The organism is Bacillus sp. FSL K6-1145, from assembly GCF_038003425.1.
Classification (GTDB): Bacteria; Bacillota; Bacilli; order Bacillales; family Bacillaceae; genus Bacillus; species Bacillus pumilus.
Genome location: NZ_JBBOPC010000001.1, coordinates 2,285,739 through 2,302,407, shown reverse-complemented (window position 1 = coordinate 2,302,407; position 16,669 = coordinate 2,285,739). Strand labels below are relative to the sequence as shown.

17 protein-coding genes are annotated in these 16,669 nt (G+C 41.9%); 16 read left to right on the top strand and 1 reads right to left on the bottom strand.

Annotation, left to right across the window (positions count from 1 at the left end):
* Positions 1 to 3: 3 nt before the first annotated feature.
* The 8 genes from hemW (at position 4) to mtaB (ending at position 9,150) form a co-directional block, all read left to right on the top strand.
* Positions 4 to 1,143, top strand: a complete 1,140-nt coding sequence (hemW, locus tag MHH41_RS11615; RefSeq protein WP_050943736.1) for a radical SAM family heme chaperone HemW — start codon at positions 4 to 6, stop codon at positions 1,141 to 1,143.
* Between the two features lie 81 nt (positions 1,144 to 1,224).
* Positions 1,225 to 2,256, top strand: coding sequence for a heat-inducible transcriptional repressor HrcA (gene hrcA, locus MHH41_RS11610; RefSeq protein WP_050943737.1), 1,032 nt, complete (start codon positions 1,225 to 1,227; stop codon positions 2,254 to 2,256).
* 64 nt (positions 2,257 to 2,320) lie between these two features.
* Positions 2,321 to 2,878 (top strand): nucleotide exchange factor GrpE, encoded by a 558-nt coding sequence (grpE, locus tag MHH41_RS11605; protein WP_003217485.1) that lies wholly within the window; start codon positions 2,321 to 2,323, stop codon positions 2,876 to 2,878.
* A 24-nt stretch (positions 2,879 to 2,902) separates the two neighbouring features.
* Entirely contained in the window at positions 2,903 to 4,741 is a 1,839-nt protein-coding gene (gene dnaK, locus MHH41_RS11600) for a molecular chaperone DnaK (RefSeq protein ID WP_050943738.1), read from the top strand.
* Between the two features lie 165 nt (positions 4,742 to 4,906).
* The gene (gene dnaJ, locus MHH41_RS11595) at positions 4,907 to 6,040 is read left to right on the top strand and encodes a molecular chaperone DnaJ (RefSeq protein WP_012010628.1); all 1,134 of its coding nucleotides are present in this window, start codon (positions 4,907 to 4,909) and stop codon (positions 6,038 to 6,040) included.
* A gap of 22 nt (positions 6,041 to 6,062) precedes the next feature.
* Positions 6,063 to 6,998 carry a 50S ribosomal protein L11 methyltransferase gene (gene prmA, locus MHH41_RS11590; protein WP_003217481.1) on the top strand — a complete coding sequence of 312 codons (936 nt, stop codon included), beginning with the start codon at positions 6,063 to 6,065 and terminating at the stop codon, positions 6,996 to 6,998.
* A 23-nt stretch (positions 6,999 to 7,021) separates the two neighbouring features.
* Complete coding sequence (locus MHH41_RS11585) at positions 7,022 to 7,792, top strand: 16S rRNA (uracil(1498)-N(3))-methyltransferase (RefSeq protein ID WP_340866375.1); 771 nt, start codon at positions 7,022 to 7,024, stop codon at positions 7,790 to 7,792.
* Positions 7,792 to 9,150, top strand: coding sequence for a tRNA (N(6)-L-threonylcarbamoyladenosine(37)-C(2))-methylthiotransferase MtaB (gene mtaB, locus MHH41_RS11580; RefSeq protein WP_050943741.1), 1,359 nt, complete (start codon positions 7,792 to 7,794; stop codon positions 9,148 to 9,150). Before MHH41_RS11585 ends, mtaB begins: the two co-directional genes overlap by 1 nt.
* Positions 9,151 to 9,188: 38 nt before the next feature.
* On the opposite strand, the gene MHH41_RS11575 is transcribed toward mtaB, so the two are convergent.
* Positions 9,189 to 10,118, bottom strand: coding sequence for a Na/Pi symporter (locus tag MHH41_RS11575; protein WP_003217427.1), 930 nt, complete (start codon positions 10,116 to 10,118; stop codon positions 9,189 to 9,191).
* Positions 10,119 to 10,300: 182 nt separating this feature from the next.
* On the opposite strand from MHH41_RS11575, the gene rpsU reads away from it, so the two are divergent.
* The 8 genes from rpsU (at position 10,301) to MHH41_RS11535 (ending at position 16,602) form a co-directional block, all read left to right on the top strand.
* On the top strand, positions 10,301 to 10,474 hold the full coding sequence (rpsU, locus tag MHH41_RS11570) for a 30S ribosomal protein S21 (RefSeq protein ID WP_003152957.1): 174 nt from the start codon (positions 10,301 to 10,303) through the stop codon (positions 10,472 to 10,474).
* Between the two features lie 14 nt (positions 10,475 to 10,488).
* Positions 10,489 to 10,938, top strand: a complete 450-nt coding sequence (locus MHH41_RS11565) for a GatB/YqeY domain-containing protein (protein WP_003217508.1) — start codon at positions 10,489 to 10,491, stop codon at positions 10,936 to 10,938.
* 141 nt (positions 10,939 to 11,079) lie between these two features.
* On the top strand, positions 11,080 to 12,393 hold the full coding sequence (locus tag MHH41_RS11560; RefSeq protein ID WP_050943742.1) for an NfeD family protein: 1,314 nt from the start codon (positions 11,080 to 11,082) through the stop codon (positions 12,391 to 12,393).
* 26 nt (positions 12,394 to 12,419) lie between these two features.
* Positions 12,420 to 13,412 carry a flotillin-like protein FloA gene (gene floA / locus MHH41_RS11555; protein ID WP_003217317.1) on the top strand — a complete coding sequence of 331 codons (993 nt, stop codon included), beginning with the start codon at positions 12,420 to 12,422 and terminating at the stop codon, positions 13,410 to 13,412.
* 31 nt (positions 13,413 to 13,443) lie between these two features.
* Positions 13,444 to 13,941 (top strand): hypothetical protein, encoded by a 498-nt coding sequence (locus tag MHH41_RS11550; protein WP_003217339.1) that lies wholly within the window; start codon positions 13,444 to 13,446, stop codon positions 13,939 to 13,941.
* 207 nt (positions 13,942 to 14,148) lie between these two features.
* Positions 14,149 to 14,430: a sporulation protein YqfC gene (gene yqfC / locus MHH41_RS11545; RefSeq protein ID WP_012010618.1), complete on the top strand. Its 282-nt coding sequence runs from the start codon at positions 14,149 to 14,151 to the stop codon at positions 14,428 to 14,430.
* An 18-nt stretch (positions 14,431 to 14,448) separates the two neighbouring features.
* A complete protein-coding gene (gene yqfD / locus MHH41_RS11540) occupies positions 14,449 to 15,639 on the top strand; it encodes a sporulation protein YqfD (RefSeq protein WP_340866374.1) in 1,191 nt (396 codons plus the stop codon).
* A gap of 3 nt (positions 15,640 to 15,642) precedes the next feature.
* Positions 15,643 to 16,602 carry a PhoH family protein gene (locus tag MHH41_RS11535; protein ID WP_003217430.1) on the top strand — a complete coding sequence of 320 codons (960 nt, stop codon included), beginning with the start codon at positions 15,643 to 15,645 and terminating at the stop codon, positions 16,600 to 16,602.
* The last annotated feature ends 67 nt before the right edge of the window (positions 16,603 to 16,669 follow it).

The window sequence follows — 16,669 nt, the reverse complement described above, 5'->3', positions numbered from 1 at the left end:
CAAATGAAAGCAGCATACATTCACATTCCATTTTGTGAGCACATTTGCCACTATTGTGATTTCAATAAATTTTTCATTAAAACGCAGCCAGTCGATGAATACTTAGCGGCTCTTGAAAAAGAGATGCAGCACACGATCGAGCAAAAGGGTGAGCAAGAACTCAAGACGATCTTTATTGGCGGGGGAACTCCGACATCATTGACCGTTAGCCAGCTAGACCAGCTTATGAACAGCATTCACCGTGTGTTAAAGCCGGCAAAAAACCTGGTTGAATTTGCAGTTGAAGCGAATCCAGATGAATTATCACTCGAGAAGCTGCATGTGTTAAAAGAAGCCGGTGTCAATCGGCTAAGCTTTGGCGTCCAAACCTTTGAAGATGATTTGCTCAAAAAAATCGGACGAGTTCATCAAAAGAAAGATGTTCTCACGTCCTTTGAGAGAGCTAGAGCGGTTGGATTTGACAACATTAGCCTTGACCTCATGTTTGGCTTGCCGCATCAAGAAAAGCATCATGTTATGAATTCACTTGAGACAGCTTTCTCTTTAGGAGCAGAGCATTATTCTGTCTACTCACTGATTGTGGAGCCGAAAACGGTGTTTTACAACTTAATGCAAAAAGGAAAACTGCATTTACCGCCGCAAGAACGTGAGGCTGAAATGTATGAACTTGTGATGGATGAAATGGAGCGCCATGGATTACATCAATACGAAATCAGCAATTACGCCAAACCTGGCTTTGAAAGCCAGCATAACCTGACCTATTGGAGCAATGAAGATTACTTCGGTTTCGGTGCAGGGGCACACGGGTATGTAGATGGCATCCGAAATGTGAACGCAGGACCAGTGAAGCATTACTTGGAACTGATTGAGCAAACTGGGTTCCCGTATAAAGAAACTCATCAAGTCACAAAAGCAGAGCAGATAGAAGAAGAAATGTTTCTAGGCCTTCGAAAAATCGAAGGGGTGAAAAGTGCCGACTTCCAAGCCAAATATGGTGCTTCACCAGAAGCTCTTTTTCCCTCAGTTCTTGAAGAATTAGAAGAAAAAGGTCTCATTGTAAAAGATGACATTGGAATTCGTTTGACAAGAAAAGGGAAATTGTTAGGAAATGAAGTATTTCAAGCGTTTCTCGGTGAGTTATAATTGACATTTTAATTTGAGTTTGGTAATTTTGTTTATACAATTAGCACTCGTTGAAAGAGAGTGCTAACAGGGGTGATGATGATGTTAACAAATCGTCAGCTTTTGATTCTGCAAGTCATCATTAATGACTTTATTCGTTCGGCGCAGCCAGTTGGATCAAGGACTCTTTCTAAAAAAGAGGACATCACATTCAGCTCTGCGACGATTAGAAACGAAATGGCTGATTTGGAGGAACTTGGTTTTATCGAAAAGACCCATTCTTCATCAGGAAGAATTCCTTCAGAAAAAGGATATCGTTATTATGTAGATCATTTGCTCTCTCCGCGAAAACTGTCGTCTAAAGATCTTGTGCTTATCCAGTCGGCTTTTCAGGAGAAAATTTTTGAGCTGGAAAAAACAGTTCAAAAATCGGCGGAAATTTTATCAGATCTCACAAACTATACATCGATCGTGCTTGGTCCAAAGCTGAGTGAAAATCGATTAAAGCAAATTCAGCTTGTCCCCGTTCAGCCAAATAAAGCCGTAGCAATCATGATTACAGACAGCGGACATGTTGAAAACAAAACCATTACCTTCTCTGAGCATCTCGATGTCTCCGATATTGAGAAGCTGATGAATATTTTGAATAGCCGCTTAGCTGGCGTTCCAATGGACCAGTTGAAGGACAGGATGTATAAAGAAGTAGTCATGCTTCTGCGCACACATTTAAAAGATTATGATCACATTTTAGATGCGCTTGGCAACACATTTACATCGACACAAAATGAATCAAAACTTTTCTTTGGCGGGAAGATTAATATGTTGAATCAGCCTGAATTTCATGACATCGACCGCATTCGCTCACTCATGATGCTGATTGAGCAAAAGAATGATGTCATGCAGCTGTTTCATCCAAATCAGCAAGGTATCACCATTAAAATCGGTTCAGAAAACAATTTGGAAGCAATGGAGAACTGTAGTTTGATCACAGCGACTTATTCGATTGATCAAAAATCACTTGGCTCCATTGCCGTCATCGGACCAACCCGCATGGATTACGGGCGAGTCGTTAGTCTTTTGCATCATGTATCAAAAGACTTGTCAAACGCACTTTCCAATTTGTATGATGAGTAGGGTGATAAAAAGATAGGGGCACTGCCCCTTCGTATTCTTGAATCTTTTGAGGGAGGTGAACACAATGTCAGAAGAAAAACAGACACCTGAGCAAGAAGCAGAGGTTGAAGCACAAGAAGAAGCAGTTCAAGCAGATACTGAGGAAGCAAAGCATGATGAACAGTCTGCCTTCCAAGAGAAAATCGATGAATTGCAGCAGCTTCTAGATGAAAAAGAAAACAAGATTCTGCGTGTTCAAGCAGATTTTGAAAATTATAAACGCCGTGCTCGAACTGAAGTGGAGACCGTGCAAAAATATCGTTCTCAACATGTTGTTAGCGATCTTCTCCCAGCTCTTGACAACTTTGAAAGAGCGCTTGGAATTGATCCAGACAATGAGCAGGCGAAAAGTTTGTTAGAAGGAATGCAAATGGTTTACCGCCAGCTGGTAGAAGCGTTGAAAAATGAAGGCGTTGAACCAATTGAAGCTGTCGGCAAAGAGTTCGATCCAAACCTTCATCAAGCCGTCATGCAAGTTGAAGATGAAAACTTCGATTCAAATATCGTAGTAGAAGAATTGCAAAAGGGCTATAAACTCAAAGACCGAGTTATTCGTCCATCAATGGTAAAAGTAAATCAATAACTACATAATGGGAGGTCATCGATTATGAGTAAAATCATTGGGATTGACTTAGGAACAACAAACTCATGTGTTGCAGTACTTGAAGGCGGAGAGCCAAAAGTCATTGCAAACGCTGAAGGAGCACGTACAACACCATCTGTTGTCGCTTTTAAAAATGGAGAGCGCCAAGTTGGTGAAGTAGCGAAACGCCAATCAATTACAAACCCGAACACAATCATGTCTGTTAAAAGACATATGGGTACAGATTATAAAGTAGAAGTTGAAGGCAAGAACTATACACCGCAGGAAATCTCTGCAATCATTCTTCAACACCTTAAATCTTACGCTGAAGGCTACCTTGGCGAAGAAGTAACAAAAGCTGTTATCACAGTTCCTGCTTACTTCAACGATGCAGAACGTCAAGCTACAAAAGATGCTGGTAAAATTGCTGGTCTTGAAGTAGAACGTATCATCAACGAGCCAACAGCAGCTGCGCTTGCTTATGGTTTAGATAAAACAGATGAAGATCAAACGATCCTTGTATACGACCTTGGTGGTGGTACATTTGACGTATCAGTCCTTGAGCTTGGAGACGGCGTCTTTGAAGTACGCTCAACTGCTGGGGACAACCGTCTAGGTGGAGACGATTTTGACCAAGTGATCATTGATCACTTAGTAGCTGAATTCAAAAAAGAAAATGGCATTGACCTTTCAAAAGATAAAATGGCGCTTCAGCGTTTAAAAGATGCTGCTGAAAAAGCGAAAAAAGATCTATCTGGTGTATCTTCTACACAAATCTCACTGCCGTTTATCACAGCTGGAGATGCAGGTCCTCTTCACCTTGAATTAACGCTAACACGTGCTAAATTCGAAGAGCTTTCTGCAGATCTTGTAGAGCGTACAATGACACCTGTACGTCAATCATTGAAAGATGCTGGTTTATCTGCTAGCGAGATTGATAAAGTCATCCTTGTTGGTGGATCAACTCGTATTCCTGCAGTACAAGAAGCAATCAAAAAAGAAACAGGCAAAGAGCCTCATAAAGGTGTAAACCCTGATGAAGTGGTTGCTCTTGGTGCGGCGATTCAAGGTGGAGTCATCACAGGAGATGTCAAAGACGTTGTTCTTCTTGATGTAACACCACTTTCTTTAGGAATTGAAACAATGGGCGGCGTATTCACAAAGCTGATTGAACGTAATACAACAATTCCAACAAGTAAATCTCAAGTATTCTCAACGGCTGCTGACAACCAAACAGCGGTAGACATCCATGTTCTGCAAGGTGAGCGCCCAATGGCAGCAGACAACAAAACATTAGGTCGTTTCCAATTGACTGACATTCCGCCAGCACCACGCGGCGTACCACAAATCGAAGTATCTTTTGATATCGATAAAAACGGTATTGTCAACGTACGTGCGAAAGATATGGGTACAGGCAAAGAGCAAAACATCACCATCAAATCTTCTTCAGGTCTTTCTGATGATGAGATCGAAAAAATGGTCAAAGAAGCAGAAGAAAATGCTGAAGCAGATGCGAAGAAAAAAGAAGAAATCGAAGTGCGCAATGAAGCAGATCAATTAGTGTTTACAACAGAAAAAACATTAAAAGATCTAGAAGGCAAAATCGATGAAGAGCAAGTGAAAAAAGCAAACGACGCGAAAGATGCACTAAAAGCTGCGATCGAAAAAGGCGAGTTTGAAGACATCAAAGCGAAAAAAGATGAGCTGCAAACAATCGTTCAAGAACTAACGACAAAGCTTTATGAAGAAGCTGCAAAACAAGCACAAGCTCAGCAAGAAGGCGCTGAAGGTGCTCAAAAAGCAGATGACAATGTAGTGGATGCAGAATACGAAGAAGTAAACGACGATCAAGAGAAAAAATAATCACCTTTACTTTTGAAAAAGACTGCTGAAACGTACTCGTCAGAAAGTCAAAGTCAGGATCTCTTGGCTTTGACTTTTTTTCTTTCCAACGATGAAAGCAATTGAAAAAGGTCAAATCAAAATGATACAATCGTACTTATGTGAGAAAATCGGGAGTGTGAAGAGATGAGTAAGCGTGATTACTATGAAGTGCTTGGCGTGAGTAAGAGCGCCTCAAAAGACGAGATCAAAAAGGCATACCGCAAGCTTTCAAAAAAGTATCACCCTGATATTAATAAAGAAGCTGGCTCAGATGAGAAATTCAAAGAAGTAAAAGAAGCCTATGAAACCCTTTCTGACGATCAAAAACGTTCGCAGTATGATCAGTTCGGTCATACCGATCCAAACCAAGGCTTTGGCGGCGGCGGTTTTGGCGGGGGAGGAGACTTTGGCGGCTTCGGCGGCTTTGATGACATCTTCTCTAGTATTTTTGGCGGCGGAGCCAGAAGAAGAGATCCAAATGCACCGCGTCAAGGAGCAGACTTGCAATATACAATGACGCTTTCATTTGAAGAAGCAGCATTTGGGAAAGAAGCAACGATTGAAATTCCTCGTGAGGAATCATGTGAAACGTGTCATGGATCAGGGGCAAAGCCTGGAACAGATGCGAAGACTTGTTCACATTGCGGCGGCTCTGGTCAATTAAATGTTGAGCAGTCAACTCCGTTTGGTAAAGTGGTCAACCGCAGAGTATGTAACTACTGTAGCGGAACAGGAAAACAAATCGATCACAAATGTTCTACATGCGGCGGCTCTGGTAAAGTGCGTAAGCGTAAGAAAATCAATGTGACGATCCCAGCTGGTGTTGACGATGGTCAGCAGCTCAGAGTGTCTGGTCAAGGGGAACCAGGTGTAAATGGAGGACCTCCAGGCGATCTATTTGTTGTGTTCCATGTGCGTTCGCATGAATTCTTCGAGCGAGACGGGGATGACATTTACTGCGAAATGCCGTTAACCTTCGCACAGGCTGCATTAGGTGACGAAATTGAAGTGCCGACATTACACGGTAAAGTGAAATTAAAAGTCCCTGCTGGCACGCAAACTGGCACGAAGTTTAGACTCAAAGGAAAAGGTGTGAAAAATGTACGCGGCTATGGCCAAGGCGATCAGCATATCGTTGTACGAGTCGTCACACCAACAAATTTAACGGACAATCAAAAAGATATCATTAGAAAATTTGCTGAAGTGAGCGGAAATAAACCGGACGAACAAGAGATGAGCTTCTTCGATAAGGTAAAACGCGCATTTAAAGGCGAGTAAGACGGATAAGGAGTTGGTAGTATTGAAGTGGTCAGAAATTAGCGTCCATACAACAAATGAAGCGGTGGAACCAATCACCAATATTTTGCATGAAGCAGGTGCGAGTGGTGTCGTGATTGAGGACCCGCTTGATTTAGTCAAGGAACGTGAAAATGTATACGGTGAGATCTACCAGCTCGATCCGAATGACTATCCTGAAGAAGGGGTCATCGTCAAAGCCTATCTTCCAATGAACAGCTTTTTAATGGAAACGGTAGATGAGATCAAAGAAGCCATCAACAATCTTCTTCTATACGATATTGACCTTGGACGAAATACGCTGTCCATTTGTGAAGTAAATGAAGAAGAATGGGCCACCGCATGGAAAAAATACTATCATCCTGTGAAAATCTCTGAAAAATTCACCATCGTTCCAACATGGGAAGAATATACTCCGGTTCATTCTGATGAACTGATTATTGAAATGGACCCAGGAATGGCATTTGGAACAGGGACACATCCAACAACCGTTCTTTGTATTCAGGCGCTTGAGCGCTATGTGAAGGAAAACGATACGGTGATTGATGTTGGAACAGGCTCTGGGATTTTAAGTGTGGCAGCAGCGATGGTTGGTGCAAAGGACATTCAAGCCTTTGATCTCGACACCGTTGCGGTTGAAAGTGCAAAGCAAAACATCGAGCTAAATGGTGTAAGCGAACAAGTGACGGTCAAGCAAAACAACTTACTTGATGGGATTTCAGGTGAACGTGATGTGATCGTCGCCAACATTCTCGCAGAAGTGATTTTGCGCTTTACAGATCAAGCCTATGACTTATTGAAGAAAGATGGCTATTTCATTACATCAGGCATCATTGGACAAAAGAAATTACAAGTCAAAACAGCATTAGAAGAAGCAGGTTTTGACATTGTTGAAGTGCTGTCAATGGAAGATTGGGTCAGCATTATAGCGAAAAAATAAAGCGAGTAGGTGTCAGGACACGTATGCAACGATATTTTATCGACCTCACGAAAGAAGAAGTGATCGCAAAGGGATCTATCGTCATCAATGGTGAAGATGTACATCACCTTTCCAACGTCATGCGCATGAAAGCAGGGCAGGAAATCCTTTGCTTAACGACAGACGGCTTTGAAGCGCTCAGTAAAATTGATACAATAACAAAGGAAGAAGTCATTTGTCACGTTGAAGGCTGGACAAATCAGGACAGAGAGCTTCCGGTAAGAGTAACAATTGCGAGCGGTCTCCCAAAGGGAGATAAGCTTGAGCTGATTATCCAAAAAGGCACAGAGCTTGGCGCAAGCGCATTTATCCCGTTTCAAGCGGCTCGTTCTATTACAAAAATTGACCAAAAGAAGTCACATAAAAAACGAGAGCGCTGGGAGAAAATCGCGAAAGAAGCAGCTGAACAGTCCTACCGGAATATCATTCCTCGTGTTGAACCAGTATCAACATTTAAAGAGCTGACTCAATTAGCTGGTGAATTCGATAAATGTGTCGTTGCATACGAAGAATCATCGAAAGAAGGAGAGCAAAGCCGCTTTCAAACTGTGCTCCAACAGATGAAAGGCGGACAAACCTTGCTAGTGGTTTTTGGCCCTGAAGGCGGTTTAGCAGAAAAGGAGATTGAAGCGCTTGAAACGCATGGTGCAGTCATTTGCGGGCTCGGACCACGCATTTTAAGAACAGAAACAGCTCCTCTTTACGCGCTTTCTGCTATATCTTATCAAACAGAGTTATTAAGAGGTGAATCATGATGGGAACAGTAGCGTTCCATACACTTGGCTGTAAGGTCAATCACTATGAAACAGAAGCGATCTGGCAGCTGTTTAAAGAAGCAGGCTATGAAAGAAAAGAGTACGAATCAAAAGCAGACGTATACGTCATTAATACATGTACGGTCACGAATACTGGCGATAAAAAAAGCCGCCAAGTCATTAGAAGAGCCATTCGTCATAACCCGGATGGTGTCATTTGTGTAACAGGCTGTTATGCGCAAACATCTCCAGCAGAAATCATGGCGATTCCTGGTGTTGATATTGTCGTGGGAACACAAGACAGACATAAATTACTCGGTTACATTGAAGAATATCGCAGAGAAAGACAGCCGATTAATGGGGTTGGCAATATTATGAAAGCACGTGTGTTTGAAGAACTCGATGTTCCTGCTTTTACAGACAGAACACGTGCGTCATTAAAAATCCAAGAAGGCTGTAACAATTTCTGTACATTCTGCATTATTCCTTGGGCTCGCGGACTTCTTCGTTCTCGTGATCCAGAAGAGGTCATCAACCAAGCGCAGCAGCTTGTGGATGCCGGCTATAAAGAAATTGTATTAACAGGTATTCACACAGGTGGATACGGAGAAGACTTAAAGGATTATAACTTTGCAAAGCTTCTGAAAGAATTAGATGAACGTGTCAACGGCTTAAAACGAATTCGTATTTCATCTATCGAAGCAAGTCAAATTACAGATGAAGTGATAGAAGTGCTTGATCAGTCAGATAAGATTGTCAGACACCTTCACATCCCGCTTCAATCTGGCTCTAATACAGTGCTGAAAAGAATGCGCCGTAAATATACGATGGAATTCTTTGCAGAGCGTTTAACAAAGCTGAAAAAAGCATTGCCAGGTCTTGCTGTCACCTCTGATGTGATTGTAGGATTTCCTGGAGAAACAGAAGAAGAGTTTTTGGAAACATACAACTTTGTCAAAGACCATCAATTTTCTGAACTGCACGTATTCCCTTACAGCAAACGTACAGGTACGCCAGCTGCAAGAATGGAAGATCAAGTGGATGAAAATGTGAAAAACGAACGTGTCCACCGCTTGATCGCTCTTTCTGACCAGCTTGCGAAAGAATACGCATCAGCTTATGAAGGAGATGTCCTAGAGATTATTCCGGAAGAATCCTTCAAAGAACAAGAAGGAAAGCACAATCTTTATGTGGGCTATACAGATAACTATATGAAGGTTGTTTTTGAAGGAACAGAGGACATGATCGGCCGTTTGGTCAAAGTGAAAATTACGAAAGCGGGTTATCCTTATAACGAAGGACAATTCGTTCGTATAAGCGATGAAGTACAAACAGACAAAGTGAGAATGACCTCATAATCAATCAAACACCGGTGCCAAAAGGGCAAGCCGGTGTTTTATTTTGATTGATTCGGTAAAAGACATAAAATCAATGTGTGAAATGGACGGATGAACGGGAAGAAAAGCAAAGAGCTTGCCACATTAAACAGCAGGCTGAAGTGCGCAATTTGCTGTGCGGGAGCGTTTGCAAGAAGGGCGACGAATTCTGTCATCATGGCGAGAAATGGGAGACATAAAAGCACTCCGAGCACATTAAACAAAACGTGTGCATAAGCCGTTTGACGTGCTGCATAGCCGCCAGATATGGCAGCCATTACGGCTGTAATACATGTCCCAATATTGGACCCTAACACAAAGCTGATGCCTTCCTGAAGCCCAACCGTTCCTTCATTCATAAACCCCATTAAAATGCCGATACAGACGGAGCTTGAATGAACAATCGCTGTGAAAATAGTACCAGAAAGCAGCGCCGTCCAGTCAGAATGCTGCATCATTTCGAGAAAGCGCAATGTCTCAGGCTGACTTGTCATCATACCTGCAATTTTAGAAAAGCCTTGAATACAAAAAAAGATCATCCCGAGTCCAAATATACTTTTTCCTGCATGCCTAAAAGATTTTTTGCCTAACATCATGCATATCAGACCAGCTAGGATTAAAACCCACATGAAAACATCCATTTTAATGGCGATAAATTCTGTTGTAAACGTAGAGCCAATATTGGTACCAAGAATCATTGGAATGGATTTTTTAAAAGAGAGAATACCTGTACTGACAAAGCCAATCACGATGACCATAAACGCTGAACTGCTTTGAAGAATCCCTGTAAATACGATGCTGACTAAGAATGCTTTTACCGGATGATCTGTAAAGAGAAGAAGTGATTTCTCAATACGAGACGACGCAAGCGCCATTAATCCTTTTCTCAGCAAACCCATTGACCATAAAAAAATGAAAATAAGTGCACAAAAATAAATGATCGCCATCATAGAAAAGTCCTCCTCTTACCAATGAATATATGGACTTGTCTACCTGCTCATGACGAAAATATATTTCCAAATCACTTAGTTGACCTCACACTAGGCTTATATTATAATGTCTAGGTACATGTTTTACATGTATATCTTTTTTTAATGCAGTCGATTGGTGTATTCGGAGGGAGGGAAAGAGAATGTCAAAAACGGTCGTTAGAAAAAACGAATCGCTTGAAGATGCTCTTCGTCGCTTTAAACGCAGTGTATCCAAAACTGGAACATTGCAAGAAGCAAGAAAGCGTGAATTTTATGAAAAGCCTAGCGTAAAGCGCAAGAAAAAGTCTGAAGCTGCTAGAAAACGTAAATTCTAAAGAGGGTGGATTTTATGAGTCTTCTTGAGCAATTAAATTCTGATATGAAGCTTTTTATGAAAAACCGTGAGAAAGACAAGCTTGTTGTCATTCGGATGGTTAAGGCTTCGCTCCAAAATGAAGCAATTAAGCTTAAGAAAGACAGTTTGACCGGCGATGAGGAACTAACCGTCCTTTCCCGCGAGATTAAGCAACGTAAAGACTCCCTCCATGAATTTTCGAAAGCTAATCGCTTAGATTTAGTAGATAAAGTTCAAAAAGAGATTGACATCTTAGACGTTTATTTACCTGAACAGCTTTCTGAAGAAGAACTGCAAACGATCGTGAAAGAAACGATTGCTGAAACAGGTGCTTCATCGAAGACTGATATGGGTAAAGTCATGAGCGCTATTATGCCAAAAGTAAAAGGTAAAGCTGATGGAGCTGTCATTAACAGACTTGTCAGCGAACAGCTGTCTCAATAAAAAAGTATCCTTCTATTGTTAGAAGGGTACTTTTTTTATACCTTCATCATTCTGTCATATAAAAATGAAACCTATGATACATTTGTAACGTATGTAAAGGAACAGTAAAATGGAAGATAGAGAGGAGGGATCACCAAATAGATGAAAAAAATAAAAATTTCTATTGCTCTCTTCAGTTGTTTTATAATATGCTTATTATTAGGGGTTCAATTGACCGCGAAATCAGTAGATCAGAAAGTTCATGTTATCCCTATTGAAGATACAGTAGAAAAAGGACTTTCTCAATTTATTGAACGATCATTTGAGCAGGCAAAGTCCGAACGAGCAAAACATATCATTCTAGACATCAATACACCAGGTGGTGCAGTCGATGCTGCGCTAGAGATCGCAGATGCCATTCGTGCGTCTGATATCCCTGTGACAGCGTTTGTGAATCATAGAGCGCTTTCAGCTGGGGCATTCCTTGCACTAAATGCCGATCAAATCTATATGACCCCAAATGGAAAGATGGGGGCTGCGGCGATCATTGATGGAGAAGGCAATGCTGCCGATCAAAAATCTGAATCGCTATGGCTTGCTGAAATGAGTGATGCTGCCGAAAAGCAGGGGCGTGATCCAAAGTATGCACTTGCAATGGCAGATGTAGATATAGACGCAAAAGAAGCTGGTGCACCAAAAGGAGAATTGCTCACCTTCAACACAGACCGTGCGCTTCAATTCGGTTATGCAGAAGGGGAAGCGAAAAATATGGATGACTTGCTTCAAAAGCTGAATTTAGCCGATGCTTCTGTTCAATACGATGAAGTGAGCTTTGCTGAAAAGGTTGCGCGCTTTCTCACGCACCCAATCGTCATTCCAATCCTTTTATCCATCGCAAGCTTAGGGTTAATTGTTGAGCTCTATTCTCCTGGCTTTGGGATTCCAGGCACCATGGGAGTGACAGCGCTTCTTTTATTCTTTTATGGTCATCTCGTGGCTGGTTTTGCAGGATATGAGACGTTGTTCCTGTTTATAGCAGGGATATTGCTCATGATTCTGGAATTGTTTTTGCCGGGGGGAATCGTAGGTGTCATTGGACTGATCTGTGTGGTTGTCAGCTTGTTTTTAGCAGCTGGAAGCTTTACAGAAATGGCGATTTCCATCTTGATTGCCACTGCTGTTTCAATCGTAGCAGTTATTTTATTGACAAAGGTGTTGGGGAAACGTATGAAATTTTTCAAAAAGTTCATTTTAACCGATTCAACCAATAAGGAAAGCGGTTATGTCTCAAATGAAACAAGAGAAGATCTTGTTGGGCAAATCGCGGTGACAGCAACCGCACTTCGTCCGTCAGGTACAATAGTATTTGGAGATGAGCGCATTGATGTTGTGTCAGAAGGTGCATTCATCGATAAGGATGAACAAGTAAAAATTGTGAAAGCGGAAGGCTCACGCATTGTCGTGAGGAAAGTATAGATAACTGATTTTATAGGAGGAATAAAATGGATCCATCTACTTTACTATTATTTGTGATTATCGCAGCAGGTCTGATCGTTCTATCGATCTTCTTCACCTTTGTACCGGTGATGCTGTGGATTTCTGCCCTAGCGGCTGGCGTAAAGGTAAGCATTTTTACACTTGTAGGAATGAGACTTCGCCGCGTTATTCCAAACCGAGTGGTCAACCCGCTTATTAAAGCACATAAAGCAGGTCTTGATGCGACGATTAACCAGTTAGAGAGCCACTATCTTGCAGGTGGTAACGTGGACCGAGTTGTGAACGCATTAATCGCAGCTCAACGCGCGAATATCGAATTGAACTTTGCACGCTGTGCAGCGATCGACCTAGCAGGCCGTGACGTACTTGAAGCAGTTCAAATGAGTGTAAACCCTAAAGTCATTGAAACACCATTTATCTCTGGTGTGGCGATGGACGGGATTGAAGTGAAAGCAAAAGCACGTATTACAGTTCGTGCAAACATCGACCGACTTGTTGGTGGTGCAGGGGAAGAAACGATTATTGCTCGTGTAGGTGAAGGGATTGTCTCTACAATCGGTTCATCAGATAATCATAAAAAGGTTCTTGAGAACCCTGATATGATTTCACAAACAGTTCTTGGTAAAGGATTAGATTCAGGTACTGCGTTTGAAATTCTCTCGATTGATATCGCAGATGTTGATATCGGTAAGAACATCGGGGCGATTCTGCAAACAGACCAAGCAGAAGCAGACAAAAACATTGCACAGGCAAAAGCGGAAGAACGCCGCGCAATGGCTGTTGCCCAGGAGCAAGAAATGCGTGCAAGAGTTGAAGAAATGCGCGCGAAAGTTGTAGAAGCAGAGGCTGAAGTACCACTTGCAATGGCTGAAGCATTACGTGAAGGTAATATTGGAGTCATGGACTACATGAATATTAAGAATATCGATGCTGATACGGATATGAGAGATTCATTTGGTAAAATGACTAAAGGTCCATCTGATAATGAAAACAAATAAGCATCCTCTCACGCTTTAAGGAGGGAGCCCATTGGACATTCTATTTGAAAATCCGCTACTAATTGCGATTATCATCGGTATCATCTCTGCTGTCTTTGGGAAAATCGGCAAACAAGAGGAGAACGAACAAAAGAATCAGCAAAACAAGCCCGCTCCTCAGCGTAAGCAGATGCCCCAAAAGCAAACAAAACAAACAAGTCCAGATCCAGTCGTGACGGATCAGATGGACGATTTCGGCGATGTACATGATCATGGCGGGATGAAGAAAAAAACATCTCAATCCTTACAGGACCGCTATACCGCTACACTTGCCGAAATGGAAGAAAGGAAAAGCGAGCTGAATAGAGAATTCCAATCGCTTGAAAGAGAACTGACAAGGCCAAAGGCTGCTTCTGCCGAAGTGAAGCCAAAGATCATTGAGAAGCTCAATCAAGATACAATTGTTCAGGGGATGATCCTTGGAGAAGTATTTGGAGAGCCGCGCGCGAAAAAGCCGCACAGAACGATGAAACGGCCATATAACAGATAAACGAGAAAGTCCCTTTATATAAAGGGGCTTTTTTTGTTTGACCTGATGGAGATTTCTTGCAGTAAAAATGCTGAAACGGCTGTTTTGCGGGATTCATTAGCATGATCTGAACCGCTGAGGAATAGGATGATATAGAGGCTTTCTCATCAGTCTCACCATCTTTCAGTTTGATCTCATACACATGGGGCGGGAAGGGGTTCTTATTGAATGGGAAAAAGAAAAAATCGACTTAAAGCATGGCTGACAAGAACACTTGAAATCCCTCCAGACGTCATGATGGATCTTCCCCGTATTACGATGGTTGGCAGACTCCACATTTACATAGAGAATCATAAAGGGCTTTTGCTTTTCAGTGATCAAGAGGTAAGGCTGATGCTCAAACAAGGACAATGCATTATTTCAGGGAAAGATTTTGTGATTAAAACGATTTTGCCAGAAGAGATCTTATTAGAAGGGAAAATCGATGAGGTCCGTTATATTGATTCTTAACTGACGGAGGGGAGAAGTGTGAAGAATAAATGGTTCGCCTATTTTATTGGCAGAGTGGAAGTGGAAATCAAGGGAAACGGCATTGAGCGGCTCATCAATGAGTGCACGAGACAGGGGATCACAATGTTTCAAGTGAGCCGCCGTCAAGACAGCGTGCGCTTATTTATTCGCTTATCAGATGTACATGCCTTCAGAAAAGTACAAAGACATCATGAGGTAACATGTTCATTTCATCAAAAGAAAGGATTTCCGTTCCTTCTCCTATGGTCAAGGAAGAATATTGGGTTTACCCTTGGGATTGTGTTTTTTCTAGTGACAATATTGGCACTTTCTAACATGGTGTGGAAAATTGATATTAAAGGGGCCAATCCAGAAACTGAACATCAGATGAGAAAGCATTTAGACGAGATTGGTGTGCAAAAAGGCCGTTTTCAGTTTCTAATGGGAACACCTGAAAAAATTCAAAAATCACTGACCGCCAATATTCAAAGCATTACATGGGTCGGCGTTGAACTAAACGGTACAACATTTCAAATGAAAGTTGTGGAAAAAAATGAGCCGAAAAAAGAGAACTATACGAGTCCTCAGCATATTGTGGCCAAGAAGAAGGCGGTCATCACGAGAATGTATGTGGAAAAAGGGGAGCCGCTTGCCGCAATTGATGAACATGTGAAGAAAGGACAAATGCTTGTCTCTGGCCTCATCGGCAGCGAAGACCAGCAAAAAACGGTTGGTGCTAAAGCGAAAATTTATGGTGAAACGTGGTATCGTTCTGAAGTTTCTGTCCCTCTTCGAACATCTTTTGATGTCTTTACGGGTAAAATGAAGACAAAGCACAAGCTCTCCGCATTTGGAGGTTCAATGCCATTTTGGGGCTTTTCCTTTAAAAAGGATGATTTTAAGCAGCCAAAAACAGAAACTGAAGTTCACCCACTCCATTTCTTAAACTTCCAGCTCCCATTTTCCTATGAAAAAGAAACGACACGCGAAAGCGAAAAAATAAACCGGACATACACAAATAAAGAAGCGGTTCAAGCAGGGATTAAAATGGGTAAAAAAGAATTAGAAGAGAAGCTAGGTCAAACAGGAGAGGTGAAAAGTGAAAAAGTTTTGCACGAGACAACAGGGAATGGTAAAGTTAAGTTAATCATCCTTTACCAAGTAATAGAAGATATTGTTCAACCAACACCTATTGTTCAGGGAGACTAGAGAATGACAGAACATTTACTTGAAATTCAACAAAAATTAGATAGCCCAAACGAAGCCATTGCTTTATTTGGAAATCAAGATGCTTATCTGAAACTGATGGAAAACGAGCTGAATGTCTCCATTATTACGCGCGGAGAAAAGGTGTATGTTTCTGGTCAGGAAGCATCAAGAGAAACAGCGAGCCGTCTGATGACATCTCTCTTACATCTCATCCGAAAAGGAATTGAGATTTCTGAACGGGATGTCGTATATGCCATCAAAATGGCGCAAAAAGACAAGCTCAATTATTTTGAAAATATGTATGAAGATGAAATTACGAAAAATGCTAAAGGAAAGTCAATCAGGGTAAAAACCATTGGCCAGCGGGAATATGCTGCGGCGATGAAAAAAGATGACCTGGTCTTTGGAATTGGACCAGCTGGAACAGGGAAGACGTATTTGGCAGTCGTCAATGCCGTTCATGCACTGAAAAATGGACATGTGAAACGGATTATCCTGACAAGACCAGCTGTTGAAGCAGGAGAAAGTCTTGGCTTTTTACCAGGTGATCTAAAGGAAAAAGTAGATCCTTATTTAAGACCACTATATGATGCCTTGCATGATGTGCTTGGCAGTGATCATACGGAACGTTTAATCGAGCGCGGTGTGATTGAAATAGCGCCTCTTGCCTATATGAGAGGACGGACACTCGATGATGCATTTGTTATTTTAGATGAAGCGCAGAATACAACGCCTGCCCAAATGAAAATGTTTTTGACGAGACTTGGGTTTGGCTCTAAAATGGTCATTACAGGAGATATTACACAGATTGACCTACCGAAGGGCATGCAGTCTGGCCTTGCAGCTGCAAAGGACATGCTTGCAGAGATCAAGGGCATCTCATTTATTGAGCTAGACCAGACAGATGTGGTCAGACACCCGCTTGTGGCAAAGATCATCGGAGCATACGAAAAGCAAAAATGACCTTAGTGACCCGATCGTCTTCATCGGGTCATTTTGTTTCGATCGTGGTTTAAAGTAAAAAAGGAGG

Excerpts from the sequence above, each read along its gene's own strand:
- yqfC (WP_012010618.1), top strand. The coding sequence starts at position 14,149 with ATGGGAAAAAGAAAAAATCGACTTAAAGCATGGCTGACAAGAACACTT.
- rpsU (WP_003152957.1), top strand. The coding sequence starts at position 10,301 with ATGTCAAAAACGGTCGTTAGAAAAAACGAATCGCTTGAAGATGCTCTT.
- MHH41_RS11535 (WP_003217430.1), top strand. The coding sequence starts at position 15,643 with ATGACAGAACATTTACTTGAAATTCAACAAAAATTAGATAGCCCAAAC.
- hemW (WP_050943736.1), top strand. The coding sequence starts at position 4 with ATGAAAGCAGCATACATTCACATTCCATTTTGTGAGCACATTTGCCAC.
- floA (WP_003217317.1), top strand. The coding sequence starts at position 12,420 with ATGGATCCATCTACTTTACTATTATTTGTGATTATCGCAGCAGGTCTG.
- grpE (WP_003217485.1), top strand. The coding sequence starts at position 2,321 with ATGTCAGAAGAAAAACAGACACCTGAGCAAGAAGCAGAGGTTGAAGCA.
- dnaK (WP_050943738.1), top strand. The coding sequence starts at position 2,903 with ATGAGTAAAATCATTGGGATTGACTTAGGAACAACAAACTCATGTGTT.
- MHH41_RS11565 (WP_003217508.1), top strand. The coding sequence starts at position 10,489 with ATGAGTCTTCTTGAGCAATTAAATTCTGATATGAAGCTTTTTATGAAA.
- MHH41_RS11560 (WP_050943742.1), top strand. The coding sequence starts at position 11,080 with ATGAAAAAAATAAAAATTTCTATTGCTCTCTTCAGTTGTTTTATAATA.
- mtaB (WP_050943741.1), top strand. The coding sequence starts at position 7,792 with ATGGGAACAGTAGCGTTCCATACACTTGGCTGTAAGGTCAATCACTAT.
- dnaJ (WP_012010628.1), top strand. The coding sequence starts at position 4,907 with ATGAGTAAGCGTGATTACTATGAAGTGCTTGGCGTGAGTAAGAGCGCC.
- MHH41_RS11585 (WP_340866375.1), top strand. The coding sequence starts at position 7,022 with ATGCAACGATATTTTATCGACCTCACGAAAGAAGAAGTGATCGCAAAG.
- hrcA (WP_050943737.1), top strand. The coding sequence starts at position 1,225 with ATGTTAACAAATCGTCAGCTTTTGATTCTGCAAGTCATCATTAATGAC.
- MHH41_RS11575 (WP_003217427.1), bottom strand. The coding sequence starts at position 10,118 with ATGATGGCGATCATTTATTTTTGTGCACTTATTTTCATTTTTTTATGG.